Below are 17,757 nucleotides of genomic sequence, written 5' to 3' on the forward strand. Positions count from 1 at the left end.
GGATTGCATTTCATGGCAAGCGTCACGATCCGGTCAGTGAAGAAAAATTTCGGCGATGTCGCGGTGCTGCACGGCGTGGACATCGACATCCACGATGGCTCGTTCACCGTGCTGGTCGGCCCCTCCGGCTGCGGCAAGTCCACCCTGCTGCGCATGATCGCCGGGCTGGAAGAGATCAACGGCGGCGATATCCTGATCGGCGAGCGGCGCGTGAACGACCTGCCGCCCAAGGACCGCGACATCGCCATGGTGTTCCAGAACTATGCGCTCTACCCGCACATGACGGTGCGCAACAACATGGCCTTTGCGCTGACGCTGGCGAAAACCGCCAAGGCCACCATCGAGGCCAAGGTCCAGCGTGCCGCCGAGATCCTGGCGCTGGCGCCGCTGCTCGAGCGTTACCCGCGCCAGCTCTCCGGTGGCCAGCGCCAGCGGGTGGCCATGGGCCGGGCCATCGTGCGCGACCCGCAGGTGTTCCTGTTCGACGAGCCGCTGTCGAATCTCGACGCCAAGCTGCGCGTGGCCATGCGCAGCGAGATCAAGGAGTTGCACCAGCGCCTGAAGACCACGTCGATCTACGTCACGCACGACCAGATCGAGGCCATGACCATGGGCGACAAAATCGTGGTCATGCGCGACGGCCGCATCGAGCAGACGGGCAGCCCACTGGACCTGTACGACCACCCGGCGAACCAGTTCGTCGCCGGCTTCATCGGATCGCCCGCGATGAACTTCCTGCCGGGCACGCTGCGCGTGCGCGAAGGGGCGGCCCGGGTGGAACTCCGGGATGGCACGCAACTGAATGCGCCGCTGCAAACCGGCGGCGTCGATGGGCAGCCGGTGATCTACGGCACCCGGCCCGAGCATCTGAGCCTGGTCAGCGACGGCGGTGACGGCATCCCGGCCCAGGTGGTGGTGATGGAGCCCACCGGCATGGATACCTTCGTGGCCTGCCGGCACCACCACGGCACCGAGCTGTCTGCGGTGTTTCGCGAGCGCTATGACTTCGCGCCGGGCAGCAGCATCCGCCTGCAGCCCGATCTGCAGCGCGCGCATCTCTTTGACGCAGGCACCGGCCAGCGGCTGCGCGCCTGAGCCAGGTTCCGCCAGCCCGCGTCCCACTTCCTCACCGAGGAGAGATTCAAATGAGCGCGTTCCATCGCCGCAGGTTTCTGGAGGGGTCTGCCGGGGTTGCGGCTGCGGCATCGCTGGGCGCCGGCAGCGCGCTGTTCGCGGCGTCGGCGCACGCGCAGACGCTGCGTTTCAGGCCCGAGCAGGGGGCCCGCTTGCGCGTGCTGCGCTGGAGCCGCTTCGTGCAGGGAGACATTGACGCCTACATGGCGAACGTCCGGAAGTTCCAGGACGCGACCGGCGTCGAGGTGCGGGTGGACAACGAGGGCTGGGAAAACGTGCGCCCCAAGGCGGCCGTGGCGGCGAACACCGGCGCCGGGCCGGACATCATCCTGTCGACCAACGACGACGCCAACCTGTACCCCGACAAGCTGCTGGACGTGACCGACTTGGCCGAGTACCTGGGCAATAAGTACGGCGGCTGGTACCCGGCGGTGCAGCAGTACCTGCGGCCGGACGGCAGGAAGTGGCTGGGCCTGGGTCTGGGCGCGAGCGGCTCGCTGATCGTCTACCGCGAGAGCATGCTGAAGGCGGCCGGCTTCGAGCGCTTTCCCAAGGACACCGCGGGCTTTCTCGCGCTGCTCCAGGCGCTCAAGGAGAGGGGCACGCCGGGCGGCAGAGCTTCTTGCGCGCGGTGGTGCTGCTGCCCTGGATCGTTCCCACGGCGCTGTCGGCGATCGCCTTCTGGTGGATTTTCGACGCGCAGTTTTCCGTCATCAGCTGGGTGCTCGTGAAACTGGGGCTGCTGGACCATTACATCGACTTCCTGGGCGACCCGTGGAATGCGCGCTGGTCCACCATCGCCGCCAACGTGTGGCGCGGCGTTCCCTTCGTGGCCATCTCGCTGCTCGCCGGGTTGCAGACCATCTCGCCCGCGTACTACGAGGCCTCGGCCATCGACGGCGCCACGGCCTGGCAGCAGTTCCGGCGCATCACCTTGCCGCTGCTCTCGCCGATGATCGCGGTGGTGATGACCTTCTCGGTGCTCTTTACCTTTACCGATTTCCAGCTGATCTACGTGCTCACGCGCGGCGGCCCGCTGAATGCGACGCACCTGATGGCCACCCTGGCTTTCCAGCGCGGGATCTCGGGCGGTGCGCTGGCCGAGGGGGCGGCGATTGCGACGCTGATGGTCCCCTTCCTGCTGGCGGCCATCGCGTTCAGCTACTTCGGCCTGCAACGCCGCGCCTGGCAGCAAGGCGGCCAATGAGCGCCAACGCCAGCAAGGACAGGCCGGGAGGAGGAATGGATTTTCTGCGCTCCATGCCCAGGCGCTGGGTGACGGTGTACATCCCGGTGCTGTGCTTTGTCCTCGTGCTGCTCTTTCCCTTCTACTGGATGGCGGTCACGTCCCTGAAGCCGAACAACGAACTGCTCTCGCGCGAGGGCAACCCCTTCTGGATCGTCGGGCCCACGCTCGCGCATTTCCAAAAGCTGTTGTTCCACACCGGGTACCCGGCCTGGTTGTGGAACACCGTCGTGGTCTCGGTGGTGTCCACGGGAATCTCGCTGGTGCTGTCGGTGCTCGCGGCCTATGCCATCGAGCGCCTGCGCTTCCAGGGCGCCAAGCCGGCCGGTGGCGCGATCTTTCTGGCGTACCTGGTGCCGCCCTCGATCCTGTTCATTCCGCTGGCCGCGATCGTCGTCAAGCTGGGGCTGTTCGACAGCCGCATGGCGCTGATCCTGACCTATCCGACCTTTCTCATTCCCTTTGGCACCTGGCTGCTGATGGGCTACTTCCGCTCGATTCCCCATGAGTTGGAGGAATGCGCGCTCATCGACGGGGCCTCGCGCTGGCAGATCCTGGTGAAGATCGTGCTGCCGCTGGCGGTCCCAGGCCTCATCTCGGCCGGCATCTTCGCCTTCACCCTGTCGTGGAACGAGTTCATCTACGCGCTCACCTTCATCTCGTCCTCCGAGAGCAAGACGGTGCCGGTGGGCGTGGTGACCGAACTGGTGGAAGGCGACGTCTACCACTGGGGCCCGCTGATGGCCGGCGCCTTGCTGGGCTCGCTGCCGGTGGCCTTTGCGTATTCCTTCTTTGTCGAGCACTACGTGTCCGGGCTGACCGGGGCGATCAAGGAATAGTGCGCATCCGGGTGTCCGTAGCCGGGCGGCGGGGGCTACGGGGCGCCGCGTTCAGGCGACGCCATTGGATTTGAACCATCAACCCTCACCGCGAAGCAGTTCTTGCAGCACGTGCGGGGTCATTCCCGCGTCCCTTGCCCTGGCTCCCGCACGGTCGCTGAAACGCTGGAATCACCACCGCCACGTCCTGGTACCTGGCACCTTTGCAACACGAAAGACCATCGCTGCGCGCGTACAGTCATCGCATGCACGCGAATCTGTACGCCTTGGGCGCCATCGCCCTGTGGGCCTCGATCGCCTCGTTGGGCCTTGCGCTGACCCACGTTCCGCCGTTTCTGCTCACGGGCATTGCGCTCATCATCGGCAGCCTGCCCGCATGGCCCTTCGTGCTGCGCGATCCCTCGCAGTGGCGCGTTCCGCTGCGCACGCTGGCGCTGGGCGTGTACGGCCTGTTTGCGTTCCATTTCCTGCTGTTCGTCGCGCTGCGCAATGCACCGCCGGTGCAGGCGAATCTGGTCAACTACCTGTGGCCGCTGTTCATCGTGCTGCTCTCGCCGGTCGTGCTGCCGGGTGTGGTGCTGCGCGTGCCGCACGTGCTGGCCGCCTTGCTCGGCTTTGCCGGCGCGGCGATCGCCATTGCGGGCGGACGCGGGCTGGACGGCACGCTGGCCTGGGGCTATGCGCCGGCCCTCGCCTCGGCCCTCGTCTGGGCCACCTATTCCCTCATGACCCGGCGCGTGGCGGCGTTCCCGACCACGGCCATTGGCCTGTTCGGGCTGGTGTCGGGGGTGCTGTCGCTGCTGTGCCATGCGCTGCTCGAGCCCGCCACCTCCCTGAGCACGCGCGACTGGGCGCTGCTCGCCGTGCTCGGCCTGGGGCCGCTGGGGGCCTCGTTCTTCCTCTGGGACAGGGCGCTCAAGCGCGGCGATGCACGGCAGATCGGCGTCCTGAGCTACATCACGCCCGTGGCCTCGACGGCGCTGTTGACCGTGGTCAGCGACCAGCCGTTCAGCGGGAGCATCGCGCTGGCCACGGTGCTGATCGTCGGCGCGGCGATCCTGGGAATGCGCGCGCGTTGATTCGCGGGTGGCGAGACCGGCGGTGCACAATCCCGGCGATGACCTCCTCCATCGCCGACCTGCGCAAAAGCTATGGGCGCGCCGAGCTCAACGAAGACGCCTCGCACGCGGCCCCGCTGCAACAGTTTGACCAGTGGCTCCAGGAAGCCATCCATGCCGAAGTGCCCGAACCCAACGCCATGACGCTGGCCACCGTGGGCAGCGATATGCGCCCCAGCACGCGCATCGTGCTCATCAAGGGCTACGACGAGCGCGGCATCGTCTGGTATACCAACTACGACAGCCGCAAGGGCCGCGAGATCGCGGGCAACCCCTGCGCGGCCCTGCAGTTCCACTGGGTCGAGATGGAGCGGATGGTGCGCATCGAGGGCGCCGTGGAAAAGGTCGGCGCCGAGGAAAGCGACGCCTATTTCCACAGCCGGCCGCTCGATTCGCGCATCGGCGCCTGGGCCAGCCCGCAGAGCCAGGTCATCTCCGGCCGCAGCGTGCTGCTGGCGCATGCCGCGCGCTACGGCGCGCAGTTTCTGCTGCACCCCCCCCGCCCTGCGCATTGGGGCGGGTACCGCCTGCGGCCCGATCAGTGGGAGTTCTGGCAAGGGCGCAGGAGCCGCCTGCACGACCGGCTGCGGTATCGGCTCGATGCGGGGGAATGGGTCCGGGAAAGGTTGGCGCCCTGACCGGGGCGCGCGGCCTGTCTACGGGATTTTCCGCTGCGCACGCCGGCCCCGAAAAACTACACTCGCCCGGCCCTCCGTTACAGTGATCATTTCGTCCACTACAACACCCCCAAGGAGCCCCCCATGCTGGGTCTGATGCAGAACCAACCGCTGCTGATCTCGTCGCTGATCGAGTTCGCCGAGCGCCACCATGGCGACGCCGAAATCGTCTCCCGCCGGGTCGAGGGCGACGTGCACCGCTGCACGTACCGCGATCTGGCGGCGCGTGCGCGCCGCTTGGCGCATGCGCTCGACGCACGGGGGCTTGCGTTCGGCGACCGCGTGGCCACCCTGGCCTGGAACGGCTACCGCCACATGGAGATGTACTTCGGCGTGAGCGGCTCGGGCCGCGTGCTGCACACGATCAACCCGCGCCTGCACCCGGATCAGATTGCCTGGATCGTGAACCACGCCGAAGACCAGGTGCTGTGTTTCGACCTGAGCTTTCTGCCGCTGGTGCAGGCCGTGCATGCCAAGTGCCCCGGGGTGAAGCTGTGGCTCGCCCTGTGCGACGCGGACCGGCTGCCCGCAGACTCCGGCGTCCCGGGCCTGGCGAGCTACGAGGCCCTGATCGGTGCGCAGGCGCCCGAGTACGCCTGGCCGCAGTTCGACGAGAACTCGGCGTCGAGCATGTGCTACACCAGCGGCACCACGGGCAACCCCAGGGCCGCGCTGTACAGCCACCGCTCCACCACGCTGCATGCGTATGCCGCGGCGCTGCCGGACGTGATGTGCCTTTCGGCGCGCGACTGCGTACTGCCCGTCGTTCCCATGTTCCACGTGAACGCCTGGGGCATTCCGTACTCGGCCGCGCTCACGGGCTGCAAGCTCGTGTTCCCCGGCCCCGCGATGGACGGCAAGTCGATCTACGAGCTGCTCGAAACCGAGAAAGTCACCTACGCCGCCGGCGTGCCCACCGTGTGGCAGATGCTGCTGGGCCACATGAAGCCCGCCGGCCTGCGCTTTTCCACGCTGCAGCGCACCGTGGTCGGCGGTTCGGCCTGCCCGCCGGCGATGATCCACGCGTTCCGCGAGGACTACGGCGTGGAGGTCATGCACGCCTGGGGAATGACCGAGATGAGCCCTCTGGGAACCCTGTCCTCGCTCAAGAACAAGCACCTTGCGCTGCCCCGGGAGGAGCAGATGAAGATTCTGCAAAAGCAGGGCCGCGCCATCTACGGGGTGGACATGCGGATCGTCGACGGCAACGGCAAGGAACTGCCCTGGGACGGCAAGACCTCCGGCGATCTGCTGGTCCGGGGCCCCTGGATCGTGGAGCGTTATTTCAAGGACGATGGCGGTAATCCGAGCATCCGCGACGCGCAGGGCCGCAGCTGGTTTCCCACCGGCGACGTGGCGACCATCGACGCCGACGGCTTCATGCAGATCACCGACCGCAGCAAGGACGTGATCAAGTCCGGCGGCGAGTGGATCAGCTCCATCGACATCGAGAACATCGCCATGGCGCACCCCGCCGTCGCCATGGCCGCCTGCGTGGGAATGCCGCACCCCAAGTGGGCCGAGCGCCCCATCGTGGCCGTGGTCAAGCGCCCGGGCGCCGAACTCACGCGCGAGGAATTGCTCGCGTTCTACGCGGGCAAGGCCGCCAATTGGCAGATCCCCGACGACGTACTATTCGTCGACGCCATCCCGCTGGGCGGCACCGGCAAAATGCTCAAGACCCGGCTGCGCGAGCAGCTCAAGGACTACCGGCTCCCGGACCTGTGACACGGCCCCGAACGGCGCGTCGTTACGACGCGTTACACTGCGCTTCTTATTGACGCAGCGTCGGGGCTGTCCGCAGGGGCCGTGGCCTCCCGCACCGACTGCAATGGCCCTGGCTTTCGTGCGCGAGAGGACGACGTGGGATTGTTTTTTCAGCAACTGCTCAACGGCCTGACCGTCGGCGGTGTCTACAGCTTGGTGGCCCTGGGGCTGACGCTGGTCTACGGCATCCTGCACGTGCCGAATTTCGCGCATGGCGCCTTCTACATGGCCGGGGCCTTCGTGGGCTACTACCTGATGACGGCGCTGGGCCTGAACTACTGGCTGGCGATGGCGGGCGCGGCGGCCGTGGGGGCGGCGCTCGCGATGCTCGCCGAGCGGCTCGTGTTCCATCCGCTGCGCAACGCGCCCGAACTGCACGACATGATCGCGGCCATCGGCGTCCTGTTGTTCCTCGAGGCCGGCGCGCAGGCGCTGTTCGGTGCCGACTTCCAGCGCATGCCCACGCCCTACGGCCAGGTCGTCGAGGTGTTCGGCCTGACCGCGCCGCTGCAACGGCTGCTGATCATCGCCAGCGCCTTCGGCCTGATGGCGCTGCTGCACCTGTTCCTGAACCACACGCTGCTGGGCGCGAGCATCGCCGCGCTGGCGCAGAACCGCGAGGGCGCGGCGCTGGTGGGAATCGACGCCACGCGCGTCACGCTGCTGGTGTTCGCCATCTCGGGCGCGCTCGCGGCCGTGGCCGCCGTGCTCTACGCGCCGATCAACCTCGTGTACCCGCACATGGGCCACCTGGTGATCACCAAGGCCTTCGTGATCATCATCCTGGGCGGAATGGGCAGCTTTCCGGGCGCCATCGCGGGGGGGCTGATCATCGGCATGGCCGAGAGCTTCGGCAGCTTTTATTTTTCCACCGACTACAAGGACCTCATCGCCTTCGTGCTGCTGGTGGTGATCCTCTCGCTGCGCCCGCAGGGCCTGTTCGCGCCGCGGGGAGCCGGCTGACATGGGCGCGCTTTTCCAGGGCCGCTGCGGCTGGGCGCTGCTCGCGCTGGGCGCGCTCGTGTTCCCGCTCCTGGCGCAGAGCAGCTACCTGATCTCGGTGGCGACGCAGGCGTGCATCATGGGAATCGCCGCGCTGGGGCTGAACCTCATCACCGGCTACACGGGGCAGCTGAACCTCGCGCACGGCGCGTTCATGGCGGTGGGCGCGTACACGGTGGGAATCCTCACGGTGGACCACCAGCTGCCGTTCTGGATCGCCTTCGTGCTCGCGGGCGGGGTCACGGCGCTGCTGGGCTTTTTCATCGGCGTCCTGTCGCTGCGGCTCAGGGGCCACTATTTCTCGATCTTCACGCTGTGCGTGGGCTACATCCTGTTTTTGCTGATCGAGAAGTGGGAGCGCCTCACGCACGGTCCGGTGGGAATCATGGGAATCCCCGTGCCCCCGGGCATCGGGCCGTTGCAGTTTGCCACGCCGCTGGCGCAGTACTACCTGGCGCTGGCCTTTCTGGCGCTGGGCATCTGGGTCATGGCGCGCATCGTGCGCTCGCTGCTGGGCCGCAGCTTCATCGCGGTGCGCAACGGCGACGCGCTGGCCGAGGCGCTGGGAATCGACCTGATGCGCACCAAGACGCTGTCCTTCGTGCTGTCGGTGCTCTACGCCGGCTTCGCAGGCGGGCTCTACGCCGGGCAGGTGCGCGTTCTCGGACCCGACCTTGCCAGCGAGTCCCTGACCTTCGATCTCGTGATGTTCATGCTCGTGGGCGGCATCGGCACGCTGCTCGGGCCGCTGGTGGGCACCTGCCTCATGACCGGGCTGACGCAGAGCCTGCAGTTCCTGCAGGACTACCGCATGCTGGTGTTCGGCCCGCTGCTGGTCGTGCTGATCATCTTCCTGCCCGACGGCATCGTGGGCAGCTGGCTCCGGCACCGTGCGCGGCGCGCAGCGTCGGGCGGCCGCTCCACCGCGTCCTCCCCCTTTGCGACCGAAACACCGGCGCCGCCCCATGCTTGAGATCGACGCCCTGAGCAAGCGCTTCCTCGGCCTGACCGCGGTTGACCGCGTGAGCACGCGCTTCGAACGCGGCCAGATCAGCGCCATCATCGGCCCCAACGGCGCCGGCAAGACCACGTTTTTCAACCTGATCGCGGGAACGCACAGGCCGAGCGCGGGCCGCATCCGCTTCGAAGGCCGCGACGTGACCGGAATGCGCCCCGACCATGTGGCGCGCCTGGGAATCGCGCGCACCTTCCAGAGCACGCAGCTCTTCGACAACGCGAGCGTGCTCGACAACCTGATCGTGGGCCACCGCCTGCGCACGCATTCGGGCCTGTGGGACGTGCTCGTCGGCAGCCAGCGCCTGCGCGCGGAGGAGAAACGCTGCCGCGACAAGGCGCAGGAGGCGCTGGACTTCGTCGGCCTGGCGCACGTCGCCACGCGCAGCGCCGCCGACATCACGCAGGAGGAACGCAAGCGCGTGGCCTGCGCGCTGGCGCTGACCACCGACCCGCAGTTGCTGCTGCTCGACGAGCCCGCGAGCGGCGTGAACCCGCAGGAGACCGTGGGCCTGGCGGCGCTGATCCGCAAGCTGGTGGCGCACGGCAAGAGCGTGTGCCTGATCGAGCACAAGATGGACATGGTCATGCAGCTCGCCGACAAGATCGTCGTGCTGCACAACGGCGCCAAGATCGCCGAAGGAACGCCCGCCGAAATCCGCCGCGACCCGCGGGTCATCGAAGCCTACCTGGGAGCCGCGCATGCTGCGGTTTGAGGGCGTGGACCTGCACTACGGCAGCTTTCGCGCACTCAGCGACGTGACGCTGCACGCCGCGCCCGGCGAACTGGTGGTGCTGCTCGGCGCGAACGGCGCGGGCAAGACCTCGATCTTCATGGCCGCGAGCGGAATTCAGCGCCCGAGCGCGGGCTGCATCCGCCTGGAGAACAAGGACATCACGGGCCGGCGGCCGGCGCAGATCGTGGCCTCGGGCCTGGTGCACTGCCCCGAGGGCCGCAAGCTGTTCCCGCTGCTTTCGGTGCGCCGGAACCTGCTCCTCGGCGCGTACCTGCACCGGCGCGACAAGGCCGCCGTCGCGCGCATGCTCGACGAAGTGTTCGCGCTGTTCCCGATGCTTGCGCACAGGCAGAACGTCCCCGCGGGCTCGCTCTCGGGCGGACAGCAGCAGATGGTCGCCATCGGCCGCGCGCTGCTCGGGCGGCCCAAGGTGCTGCTGCTCGACGAGCCCTCGCTGGGTCTGGCGCCGCTGATCGTCCGGCAGGTGTTCGCGGTCATCGAGCGCATCAACCAGCAGGGCACCACGGTGCTGCTGGCCGAGCAGAACGCCTGCTTGGCGCTGGCCATCGCGCACCGCGCCTACGTGCTCGAGCGCGGGCGCATCGCACTCGAAGGCGGGCGCGATGCGCTGCTGCACAACGAGGCCGTGCGCGCGGCGTATATCGGCGCTTGAGCGGCCGGTCATTCTGTCCCGCGCGGTACATTTCCCACCCGACTTCAGGAAACATCGCCATGGCATGCCCCTCCCCTCCTCGCCCCGGCCGCCGCAGACTCGGCGTGCTGCCGCTGGCCGCCGCGCTGCTGGCCACCCTGGGCAGCGACGCCGCGTGCGCGCAGGAGCGCGTGAAGATCGGCTTTACCGGCCCGCTCAGCGGCGGCGCCGCGCTGTACGGCAGGAACGTGGTCAACGGCCTGGAGATGGCGATCCGGGAGGTCAACGCCGCGGGCCTGGAAGTGGGCGGCAAGAAGTACCGGATGGAACTCGTCGCGCTCGACGACCGGTACGCGCCCGCCGACGCCGCGATCAACGCGCGCCGCCTGGTGCAGCAGCACCAGACGCCCGCCGTCTTCGTCCCGCACTCGGGCGGCGTGTACGCGCTGCAAGCCTTCAACGAGCAGGAGAAGTTCATCGTCATGGCGTACTCGAGCACGCCCAAGATCACCGGGACCGGCAACAAGCTGACCATCCGCATCCCGCCCACCTTCAACACCTACATCGAGCCCTTCACGCACTACCAGATGCAGCGCTTCGGCAAAAGGGTCGGCCTGCTGCCGGGCGACCACGAGTACGCGAAGAACTGGGCCCAGCTCTTTGCGCCGGCCTGGGAAAGGGCCGGTGGAACGGTCGTCTCGAACAACCCCATGTCCTACAACCGCTCGACCGACTTCTACAGCGGCGTGAGCCGCGTGCTCGCGGAAAGGCCCGACGTCCTGTTCGTCGGCGGCCCCTCGGAGCCCACCGCGCTGGTGGTCCGGCAGGCGCGCGAACTCGGCTTCAAGGGCGGTTTCCTGCTCATGGACCAGGTCAAGATCGACGAAATGGCCAAGATCACCGGCGGCCTGGCGCCGCTCGAGGGCTCGATCGGCGTGCTCCCGGTGTCCTACGACGAGCGCGTGGGACCGAGGCGTTTCGTACAGGCCTACCACAGGGCCTACGGCGCGGACAAGGACCCGACCACCGAAGCCTCTTACAACTACACGCTGGTGCACGCACTGGCCGCAGCGATGAAGCTCGCGGGCAGCACGCGCGACGCCGCAGCCATCCGCGCCAAGATCGGCGAGGCACTCGCGCAGCTGCCCGAGACGATCAACGCCGGCAACCTCCAGGGCGTGGACAGCGTGGGCGGCACCCTGACGAATCCCCTGGCGGCCGCGGTCGAAGGCGGCAAGATCAAGCGGCTGAGCCTGCCCGGGCTGACCAAGGGCAGCCCCTGAGCAGGCCGCACCATGGCCGCAAGCCAGTGGTATGCGCACTCCCCCATCCTCATCTGGGGCGGCGGCGCCATCGGCGGCTGCGTCGCGGCCCTCCTGGCCCGCGCCGGTGTGCCGGTGAAGATGGTCGACATCGTCGCCGACCACGTGCAGGCCAGCCGCACCGGCGGTCTGCGCATCGAAGGCCCGGTGGTGCAATGCACGCAACGGGTCGATGCCGCCACCCCGGCCGAACTCAGGGGCCGCCACGACTGCATCCTGCTGGCCGTCAAGGCCCAGCACACCCGTGCCGCGCTCACGCAATTGCTGGCGCACCTGAGCGACGACGGCGTGGTGGTATCGCTGCAGAACGGCCTGAACGAAACGCTGATCGCCGGCAGCGTCGGCGCGCACCGCACGGTCGCCGGCTGCGTCAACTTTGCCGCGGACTACCTCGCGCCAGGCCGCATCGGCTATGGCAACCGCGGTGCCCTCAAGTTGGGAGAGCTGCGTCCGGGCCTGACGCCACGGATCACCGCGCTCGCCGAACTGCTGCGGGCCTTCGACGGCGACACCACGGCGGTGCCGGACATTTGGCCGTTCAAATGGGGCAAGCTCGCCTACGGCAGCCTGTTGTTCGCCACGGCGCTGGCCAACGAGCCGATGAGCGAGTCGCTCGCCGATCCACAGCACCGCCCGCTGTTCGTGGCGCTTGCGCGCGAGGTGATCGGGGTCGCCGACCTGGCCGGTGTGCAGCCGCTCGGCTTCGACGGTTTCGACCCTGCCGCCTTCCGCGCGGGCGCCAGCGCAGCCGCAGCGGCGCATTCGCTGGACTGCATGGCGCAGCACTACCGCCATTCGGGCAAGCAGCGCAGCGGTGTCTGGCGCGATCTGGCGGTGCGCCAGCGCAGGACCGAGGTGGACAGCCAGATGGGCGAAATCGTGCGCATCGCGCAGTCCCGCGGCGCGAACGCCCCGATCACGGAACAGCTGATCCGCCGGGTCCACGAGATCGAAGACCGCCGCCGCGACATGGCCCGCGCCAACCTGGTCGAATTCGCCGCCGCCGTGCAGGCATGGGAACCGCCGGCATGAGCGCTCCCGAATACCACGGCAAGAAGGTCGCCATCACCGGGGCGGCGGGCGCCTACGGAAGGGATCTGGCGGCAGCGTTCCACCGGTGTGGCGCCAATCTGCTGCTGAGCGACGATCAGGCCAGTTGCGCGTCAACGCTGCCGCACGGCGGCTGGCGCTACCTGCGGGTCGACCTGCGCACGGCTGCGGGCACGGACGCGCTCGCCGACTGGTTGCTGGCCGATGGCGTCCCCGACGTCCTGGTGAACAACGCGGGGCTGTTTCCCTTCGTCGATCTGCTCGCAACCCCGCTGGACTGCTTTGACGCCATCCTCGGCGTGAACCTGCGCGCGCCGTTCCGGCTGATGCAGCGCATCGGCGCCGCGATGGCGCAGCGTGGTGCCGGGGCCATCTGCAACATCTCCTCGGGTGCTGCCAGCGTGGTGCGCGAGAACGGCGCCGTCTACGGCGCGTCCAAGGCTGCGCTGGAACAGCTCACGCGCGCGTTTGCCGTTCGGCTAGTGTTCTGCCCCGGAAATATCAGCACAAAATGAAACTGATGCATTTCGCGTCATGGCAAGGCGCAAACCGCAGCGATACCCTTAGGTATCGCGAGGATTTGCAACGCCGCCATGGCGTGAAAGGCGCAGTTTCATGTGCTGATATTTCCGGGGCAGGACACTAAGTCCCTGCGGTGTGCGGGTGAATGCGGTGCGCCCGGGCCTGCGCGCTGCCACCCGCGACGGCGTCCCGGCCGAGCACCTGCAGCGGGTCGGCGCCGACGTGCCGCTGCGGCGCTTGGCGCAGCCCGGCGAAGTGGCCCAGTTGGTCACCTTCCTGTGCTCCGGGGCCGCCGCTTTCATCACCGGCGAGACCATCGCGGTGGATGGTGGCAACGGAATCAACCGGCGCGCGCCCACATGAATCACGCGCTGCTGCGGGCAGTCATCGATGGAGCCCTGGCCCGCGCCTTGCTTGCCGACCCGCTCCGAAGCCTGCACCGCATCCACACAATCATCCCCCTGAAAGCCCGCCATGCGCATGCACGAGCACCCCACGATCAACTACCCCGAATACCACTGGCCGGCAGGCAAGCGCTGCGCGGTGGTGTTCTCGCTCGACCTCGACGCGGAGTCGCCGTTCCTGTGGCTCCACCGCGGCCAGCAGGTGCAGCAGCTCGGCGAGATCGAGCAGCGCCGCTTTGGCCCGCGCCAGGGCCTCGCGCGCGTGGTCCGCCTGTTCGCCGAGTACGGCATCCGCGGGAGCTTCTACGTGCCGGGCGTGGTCGCGCAGACCTACCCCGGGCTGCTGCCGTTCCTGCTCGAAGGCGGGCACGAGATCGCCCACCACGGCTACTACCATGAGCGGATCGAGGCGATCCCGGTGGCGCAGGCCGAGGACTACCTGGTCATGGCGCAGGAACTGTTTTGCACCCAGACCGGCCTGAGCGGCCTGGGCCACCGCGCTCCATCGTGGGAGATGACGTCCGACTTTCTGCAGGCGCTGGAGCGGCGCGGCGTTTCCTACGACAGCTCGCTGATGGGCTTCGACCACCCCTACCACGTGGGCAACATGGTGGAGGTGCCGGTGCAGTGGACGGTCGATGACGCGCTCTATTTCCGCTATACCAATAGCCCGCGCGACAAGACCCATCCGGCCAACCCGGGCGCCGTGCTGGACAGCTGGATCGAGGAATTCGAGGGCGTGCGGGAAACCGGCGGCCTGTTCATGGTGACCCTGCACGACTGGATCTCCGGCCGCAGCCAGCGCCTGCGCCTGCTGCGCAAGCTGATAGCGCATATCCGGCATGACCCGCAGGTCTGGTGGGCCCGCGCCGACGAGGTGGCCGCCTGGCACGCCGCGTCGCCCAACCGCGACCTCTATCGCGTGCCCGCGCATTCCATCAACACCCACTTCGAGAGCGCAACCCGGGGCTGAACATGCCGCATCCGTCTTCCTCCCGCCGCCACCTGCTCCAGGCCGCAGCGCTCACCACGCTGGCACCGCTGCGCACCTTGGTGTGCGCTGCCGACCCCTGGCCCGCTCAGCCGATCAAACTGGTGGTGCCGTTCCCGGCCGGCGGCAACACCGATCTGATCGCGCGCATCCTGGTCAAGACGATGGCGGACGACCTGGGCCAGGCGATCGTCATCGACAACCGGTCCGGTGCCGGCGGCAACATCGGCGTCGAGAGCGTGGCCAAGACGGCGCCGGATGGCTACACCCTGGCCTACAGCACGCTATCGACCTACGCGCTCAACGTGGGCCTGTACCACAAGCTGGCCTATGACCCGGTGCAGGACCTGGCGCCGGTGGCGTTGACGGTGCAAGTGCCGCTGGTCCTCGTGGTGCCGGCGAGCAGCGGCATCCGGACCCTGACCGAGCTGCTGAAACAGCTCAAATCACAGCCCGGCAAGTTCAGCTACGGGTCGGCGGGCAACGGCACCTCGGGCCATATCGCCTGCCATCGGTTCGTCCGCATGGCCGACGTTGACGTGCAGCATGTCCCGTACAAGGGCTCGGCGCCGGCAATGACCGACCTGATGGCCGGCAACGTCCATTTCAGCATCGACGCGCCCTCGGTGGTCGCGCCGCTGATCCGGGCCGGGCGGCTGAACGCGATCGCGGTCGCCGTTTCCGGGCGCATCCAGGCGCTGCCGCAGGTGCCGACTTTCGACGAAGCCGGCCTGCCGGGCTTGCGCGCCTACACGTGGAACGCGGTCTGGGCGCCCGCGGGCACGCCGCAGGCCATCCTGGATCGGCTCAATGCCGCCGTCAACAAGGCACTGAGCACCCCCGCGAATACCCGGCAGATCGAGGCGGCCGGCGTCGTTCCCTATCCGGCCATGAACCGCAGCCAGGTGCAGGAATTCATGAAGAAAGAGTACGACGCCTGGGTGCCGCTGGTGCGCAGCATGAGGATGTCCTTGGGTTGAGCGCCGCGGGCGCAGCGGTATTCGACCGAGCGCGTCCAAGGGGTCCATGTACAATGTTTCTGTACAATTTTTCTGTACAAGTTGAAAGGGACGTCATGACCATAGAAACCACTTACAGCCAAGCACGAGAGCAGCTCAAAACGCTGATGGATCGTGCGGTCGAAGACTGCGAAGTGATCGTGGTGCGTCGTCGTACGGGTGGAGACGTGGCCATGATTGCCGCCACCGAACTCGAAAGCCTTGTCGAGACGGCCCATCTGTTGCGATCCGCAAAAAATGCAGAGCGTTTGCTCACTGCACTTGCCCGCGCGCGTTCGGACGCTATCGAGCCGACCGCTCTGATCGATTTGCAAAAACAGGTGGGGCTTGATGCGTGAGGATGATCGTGTCGCGGTTTGCCATCCTGAATTTTTGGAAGACCTTCAGCACTGGGTCGAGACTGATCGCAGGACAGCCAAGCGTTTGCTTGAACTGGTCCGAGCCATCCTCAAAGACCCATTCGATGGCATCGGCAAACCGGAACCGCTGAAATACCTTGGCGCCGACGTCTGGTCGCGTCGCATCACCCAAGAACATCGCTGCGTTTACTTGGTCAAGGGGGACCGCGTCGAGTTCCTGCAAGGGCGCTACCACTACTGAGCAACTCATTGAGTGGCTCATGACAGCGACACAGCCGGGCGTGGGGCGCAAAGAATACGCGCCGCGGCCCGCGCCGAACACTCCCGGCTGGAGTAGGCGGCCAGGTGCGTTGCGCCGCAGGCCGTGGCCGGCCAATGCACCGCGTCATAGGCGCTGCGCAGGCCCACGACGACCGTGCGCCCGGCGAGGAGCGAAAAGATCAGGTCCAGCACCTGCCTCTGAGAAGCCGCTCCCTGGAAGTCCTCGCCTGGCAAGGGATAGTTTTCGGTCACGGCAACGATCACTTCGCCATCGGACATGCTGCCCTCGCGGGAGAATTCGGCGATGGCCTCCTGCGCGCCCAAGGTCCTCCATGCGGCGCGGGGCCAGATTCGGGAAAGCTCGTCAACGAAGCATGAGAAAGCCGGAACCGCCTGGTTCGGCCCGATGCCCCGAACGTTCATCAGATTGCAATAGTCGGCGTCCGTGACCGTCTGCACGACGACCAGGCGCTGCCCCGGCTTCAGCGGCAGCAAGCCGTGCACGTCCGTTCGCACCAGGACGGCCCGTTCTGCGGCCCGCGCTTCCAGCGCACGATGGACGGCGAAATCCACCGAAGGGGGCCTTGGCGCCATCAGCCGCGCTTGCTTGAACGCGACGATGCGCCCGACGATGGCGTCGAGCTCTTCCTCGGTGAACGCGCCGCGGCGCACCGCCTGCACGATGGCCTCGATCATTTCGATCTGGCGTTCGACGTAGGAGGCGCTGTGGTCGTAGTGCTCTTCGGACAGCATGATCATGTCGATGCCCGCGCGCAGCGCACGCAGCGAGGCCTCGACGGGCGTGTAGTTGCGGCGGATCGCGCCCATGTTCATGCTGTCGGAGATCACGATGCCCTGGAAGCCGAGCGTCTCGCGCAGCACGCCCTTGAGCATCGCGGGCGACAGCGTTGCAGGATGTTCGGCATCGACCTGCGGGTAGCGGATGTGCGCCGTCATGATCAGGTCCACGCCCGCGTCGATCGCTGCGGCAAAGGGCCGGATGTCTTGCGCGAGCAGCTGCGCCAGTGGATTCGCGACCACGGGAATTTCGCGGTGGGTGTCGCCGTCGGTGCGGCCGTGCCCCGGAAAATGCTTGGCGCAGGCCGCGATGCCGCCCCGATGCGCGCCCTGCACCGCCGCCGCCACATGCGCCGCCACCTCGTCCGGCGTCTCGCCGAAGGCCCGCGTGTCGATGATCGGCGAACGCGTGCTGAAGTTGATGTCCGCGCAGGGCCCGAGCACGCAGTTGAAGCCGGCAAAGCGCATCTCCCTGCCGAAGATTTCGTACATCGCGCGCGTCAGGCCGGTGTCGCCGGTCTTGCCGAGCGCGAGGTTGCCCGGCCCGGTGGTCGATTCCGGCACCAGCACGCCCCAGGCGCCCTCCTGGTCCACGCCGAGCAGCGCCGGCACGCCCGAGGGCCGCGCGAGCGCCATGGCCTGGATGTCCGCGCACAGGCGCCGGGCCTCGTCGAAGGTCGCGGCGTTGTCCTGGCTCAGGTAGCAGCCGCCGATGTTGTAGCGCTCGACCAGCGGGCGGATCGCGTGCGCGTCCTTGCCCGGGAAAGCCAGGATGAAAAGTTGGCCGACCTTCTGCTCGAGGGTCCAGTCTGCAAGCGGGTTCATGCGCGGCTCCTTGTGTCGCT

The 17,757-nt window shown here is 67.7% G+C and carries 18 protein-coding genes and 2 pseudogenes; 19 read left to right on the forward strand and 1 reads right to left on the reverse strand.

What is annotated here, in order from left to right; genetic code table 11:
* The first annotated feature begins 12 nt into the window (after positions 1–12).
* From D5041_RS19730 to D5041_RS19820, 19 genes and pseudogenes are all read left to right on the forward strand, one after another.
* On the forward strand, positions 13–1,095 hold the full coding sequence (locus tag D5041_RS19730) for an ABC transporter ATP-binding protein (RefSeq protein WP_265285548.1): 1,083 nt from the start codon (positions 13–15) through the stop codon (positions 1,093–1,095).
* 242 nt (positions 1,096–1,337) lie between these two features.
* Positions 1,338–1,865: an ABC transporter substrate-binding protein gene (locus D5041_RS19735; RefSeq protein WP_265285768.1), complete on the forward strand. Its 528-nt coding sequence runs from the start codon at positions 1,338–1,340 to the stop codon at positions 1,863–1,865.
* Positions 1,748–2,341, forward strand: a pseudogene (locus D5041_RS19740) (carbohydrate ABC transporter permease); the annotation flags it as partial. The gene D5041_RS19735 and the pseudogene D5041_RS19740, both read left to right, overlap by 118 nt.
* Positions 2,338–3,219, forward strand: coding sequence for a carbohydrate ABC transporter permease (locus tag D5041_RS19745; RefSeq protein WP_265285549.1), 882 nt, complete (start codon positions 2,338–2,340; stop codon positions 3,217–3,219). The pseudogene D5041_RS19740 and the gene D5041_RS19745, both read left to right, overlap by 4 nt.
* 245 nt (positions 3,220–3,464) lie before the next feature.
* The gene (locus tag D5041_RS19750) at positions 3,465–4,298 is read left to right on the forward strand and encodes a DMT family transporter (RefSeq protein ID WP_265282875.1); all 834 of its coding nucleotides are present in this window, start codon (positions 3,465–3,467) and stop codon (positions 4,296–4,298) included.
* Between the two features lie 38 nt (positions 4,299–4,336).
* Positions 4,337–4,975, forward strand: coding sequence for a pyridoxamine 5'-phosphate oxidase (pdxH, locus tag D5041_RS19755; protein WP_265259139.1), 639 nt, complete (start codon positions 4,337–4,339; stop codon positions 4,973–4,975).
* A gap of 123 nt (positions 4,976–5,098) precedes the next feature.
* Positions 5,099–6,742, forward strand: a complete 1,644-nt coding sequence (locus D5041_RS19760) for a 3-(methylthio)propionyl-CoA ligase (RefSeq protein ID WP_265285550.1) — start codon at positions 5,099–5,101, stop codon at positions 6,740–6,742.
* Positions 6,743–6,877: 135 nt separating this feature from the next.
* Positions 6,878–7,744, forward strand: coding sequence for a branched-chain amino acid ABC transporter permease (locus D5041_RS19765; protein ID WP_029554101.1), 867 nt, complete (start codon positions 6,878–6,880; stop codon positions 7,742–7,744).
* A gap of 1 nt (position 7,745) precedes the next feature.
* Positions 7,746–8,756: a branched-chain amino acid ABC transporter permease gene (locus D5041_RS19770; RefSeq protein ID WP_265259141.1), complete on the forward strand. Its 1,011-nt coding sequence runs from the start codon at positions 7,746–7,748 to the stop codon at positions 8,754–8,756.
* On the forward strand, positions 8,749–9,513 hold the full coding sequence (locus tag D5041_RS19775) for an ABC transporter ATP-binding protein (RefSeq protein WP_010101194.1): 765 nt from the start codon (positions 8,749–8,751) through the stop codon (positions 9,511–9,513). The genes D5041_RS19770 and D5041_RS19775 overlap by 8 nt, the downstream gene beginning before the upstream one ends.
* On the forward strand, positions 9,500–10,207 hold the full coding sequence (locus D5041_RS19780) for an ABC transporter ATP-binding protein (RefSeq protein WP_265282874.1): 708 nt from the start codon (positions 9,500–9,502) through the stop codon (positions 10,205–10,207). The genes D5041_RS19775 and D5041_RS19780 overlap by 14 nt, the downstream gene beginning before the upstream one ends.
* 59 nt (positions 10,208–10,266) lie before the next feature.
* Complete coding sequence (locus D5041_RS19785) at positions 10,267–11,469, forward strand: ABC transporter substrate-binding protein (protein WP_265285551.1); 1,203 nt, start codon at positions 10,267–10,269, stop codon at positions 11,467–11,469.
* 12 nt (positions 11,470–11,481) lie between these two features.
* Complete coding sequence (locus D5041_RS19790) at positions 11,482–12,540, forward strand: ketopantoate reductase family protein (protein WP_265285552.1); 1,059 nt, start codon at positions 11,482–11,484, stop codon at positions 12,538–12,540.
* Complete coding sequence (locus D5041_RS19795) at positions 12,537–13,073, forward strand: SDR family NAD(P)-dependent oxidoreductase (RefSeq protein WP_265285553.1); 537 nt, start codon at positions 12,537–12,539, stop codon at positions 13,071–13,073. Before D5041_RS19790 ends, D5041_RS19795 begins: the two co-directional genes overlap by 4 nt.
* 133 nt (positions 13,074–13,206) lie before the next feature.
* Positions 13,207–13,443 (forward strand): annotated as a pseudogene (locus D5041_RS19800) (SDR family oxidoreductase); the annotation flags it as partial.
* A gap of 111 nt (positions 13,444–13,554) precedes the next feature.
* On the forward strand, positions 13,555–14,457 hold the full coding sequence (locus D5041_RS19805) for a polysaccharide deacetylase family protein (RefSeq protein WP_265285554.1): 903 nt from the start codon (positions 13,555–13,557) through the stop codon (positions 14,455–14,457).
* Between the two features lie 2 nt (positions 14,458–14,459).
* Complete coding sequence (locus tag D5041_RS19810) at positions 14,460–15,455, forward strand: Bug family tripartite tricarboxylate transporter substrate binding protein (protein ID WP_265285555.1); 996 nt, start codon at positions 14,460–14,462, stop codon at positions 15,453–15,455.
* A 95-nt stretch (positions 15,456–15,550) separates the two neighbouring features.
* A complete protein-coding gene (locus tag D5041_RS19815; protein ID WP_265285556.1) occupies positions 15,551–15,832 on the forward strand; it encodes a type II toxin-antitoxin system Phd/YefM family antitoxin in 282 nt (93 codons plus the stop codon).
* Positions 15,825–16,094: a Txe/YoeB family addiction module toxin gene (locus D5041_RS19820; RefSeq protein WP_010103142.1), complete on the forward strand. Its 270-nt coding sequence runs from the start codon at positions 15,825–15,827 to the stop codon at positions 16,092–16,094. Before D5041_RS19815 ends, D5041_RS19820 begins: the two co-directional genes overlap by 8 nt.
* Positions 16,095–16,111: 17 nt before the next feature.
* On the opposite strand, the gene D5041_RS19825 is transcribed toward D5041_RS19820, so the two are convergent.
* Entirely contained in the window at positions 16,112–17,737 is a 1,626-nt protein-coding gene (locus D5041_RS19825; protein ID WP_265285557.1) for a glycoside hydrolase family 3 protein, read from the reverse strand.
* Positions 17,738–17,757: the final 20 nt, after the last annotated feature.

The organism is Verminephrobacter aporrectodeae subsp. tuberculatae, assembly GCF_026127385.1.
In the GTDB taxonomy this organism is placed as follows: domain Bacteria; phylum Pseudomonadota; class Gammaproteobacteria; order Burkholderiales; family Burkholderiaceae_C; genus Acidovorax; species Acidovorax aporrectodeae.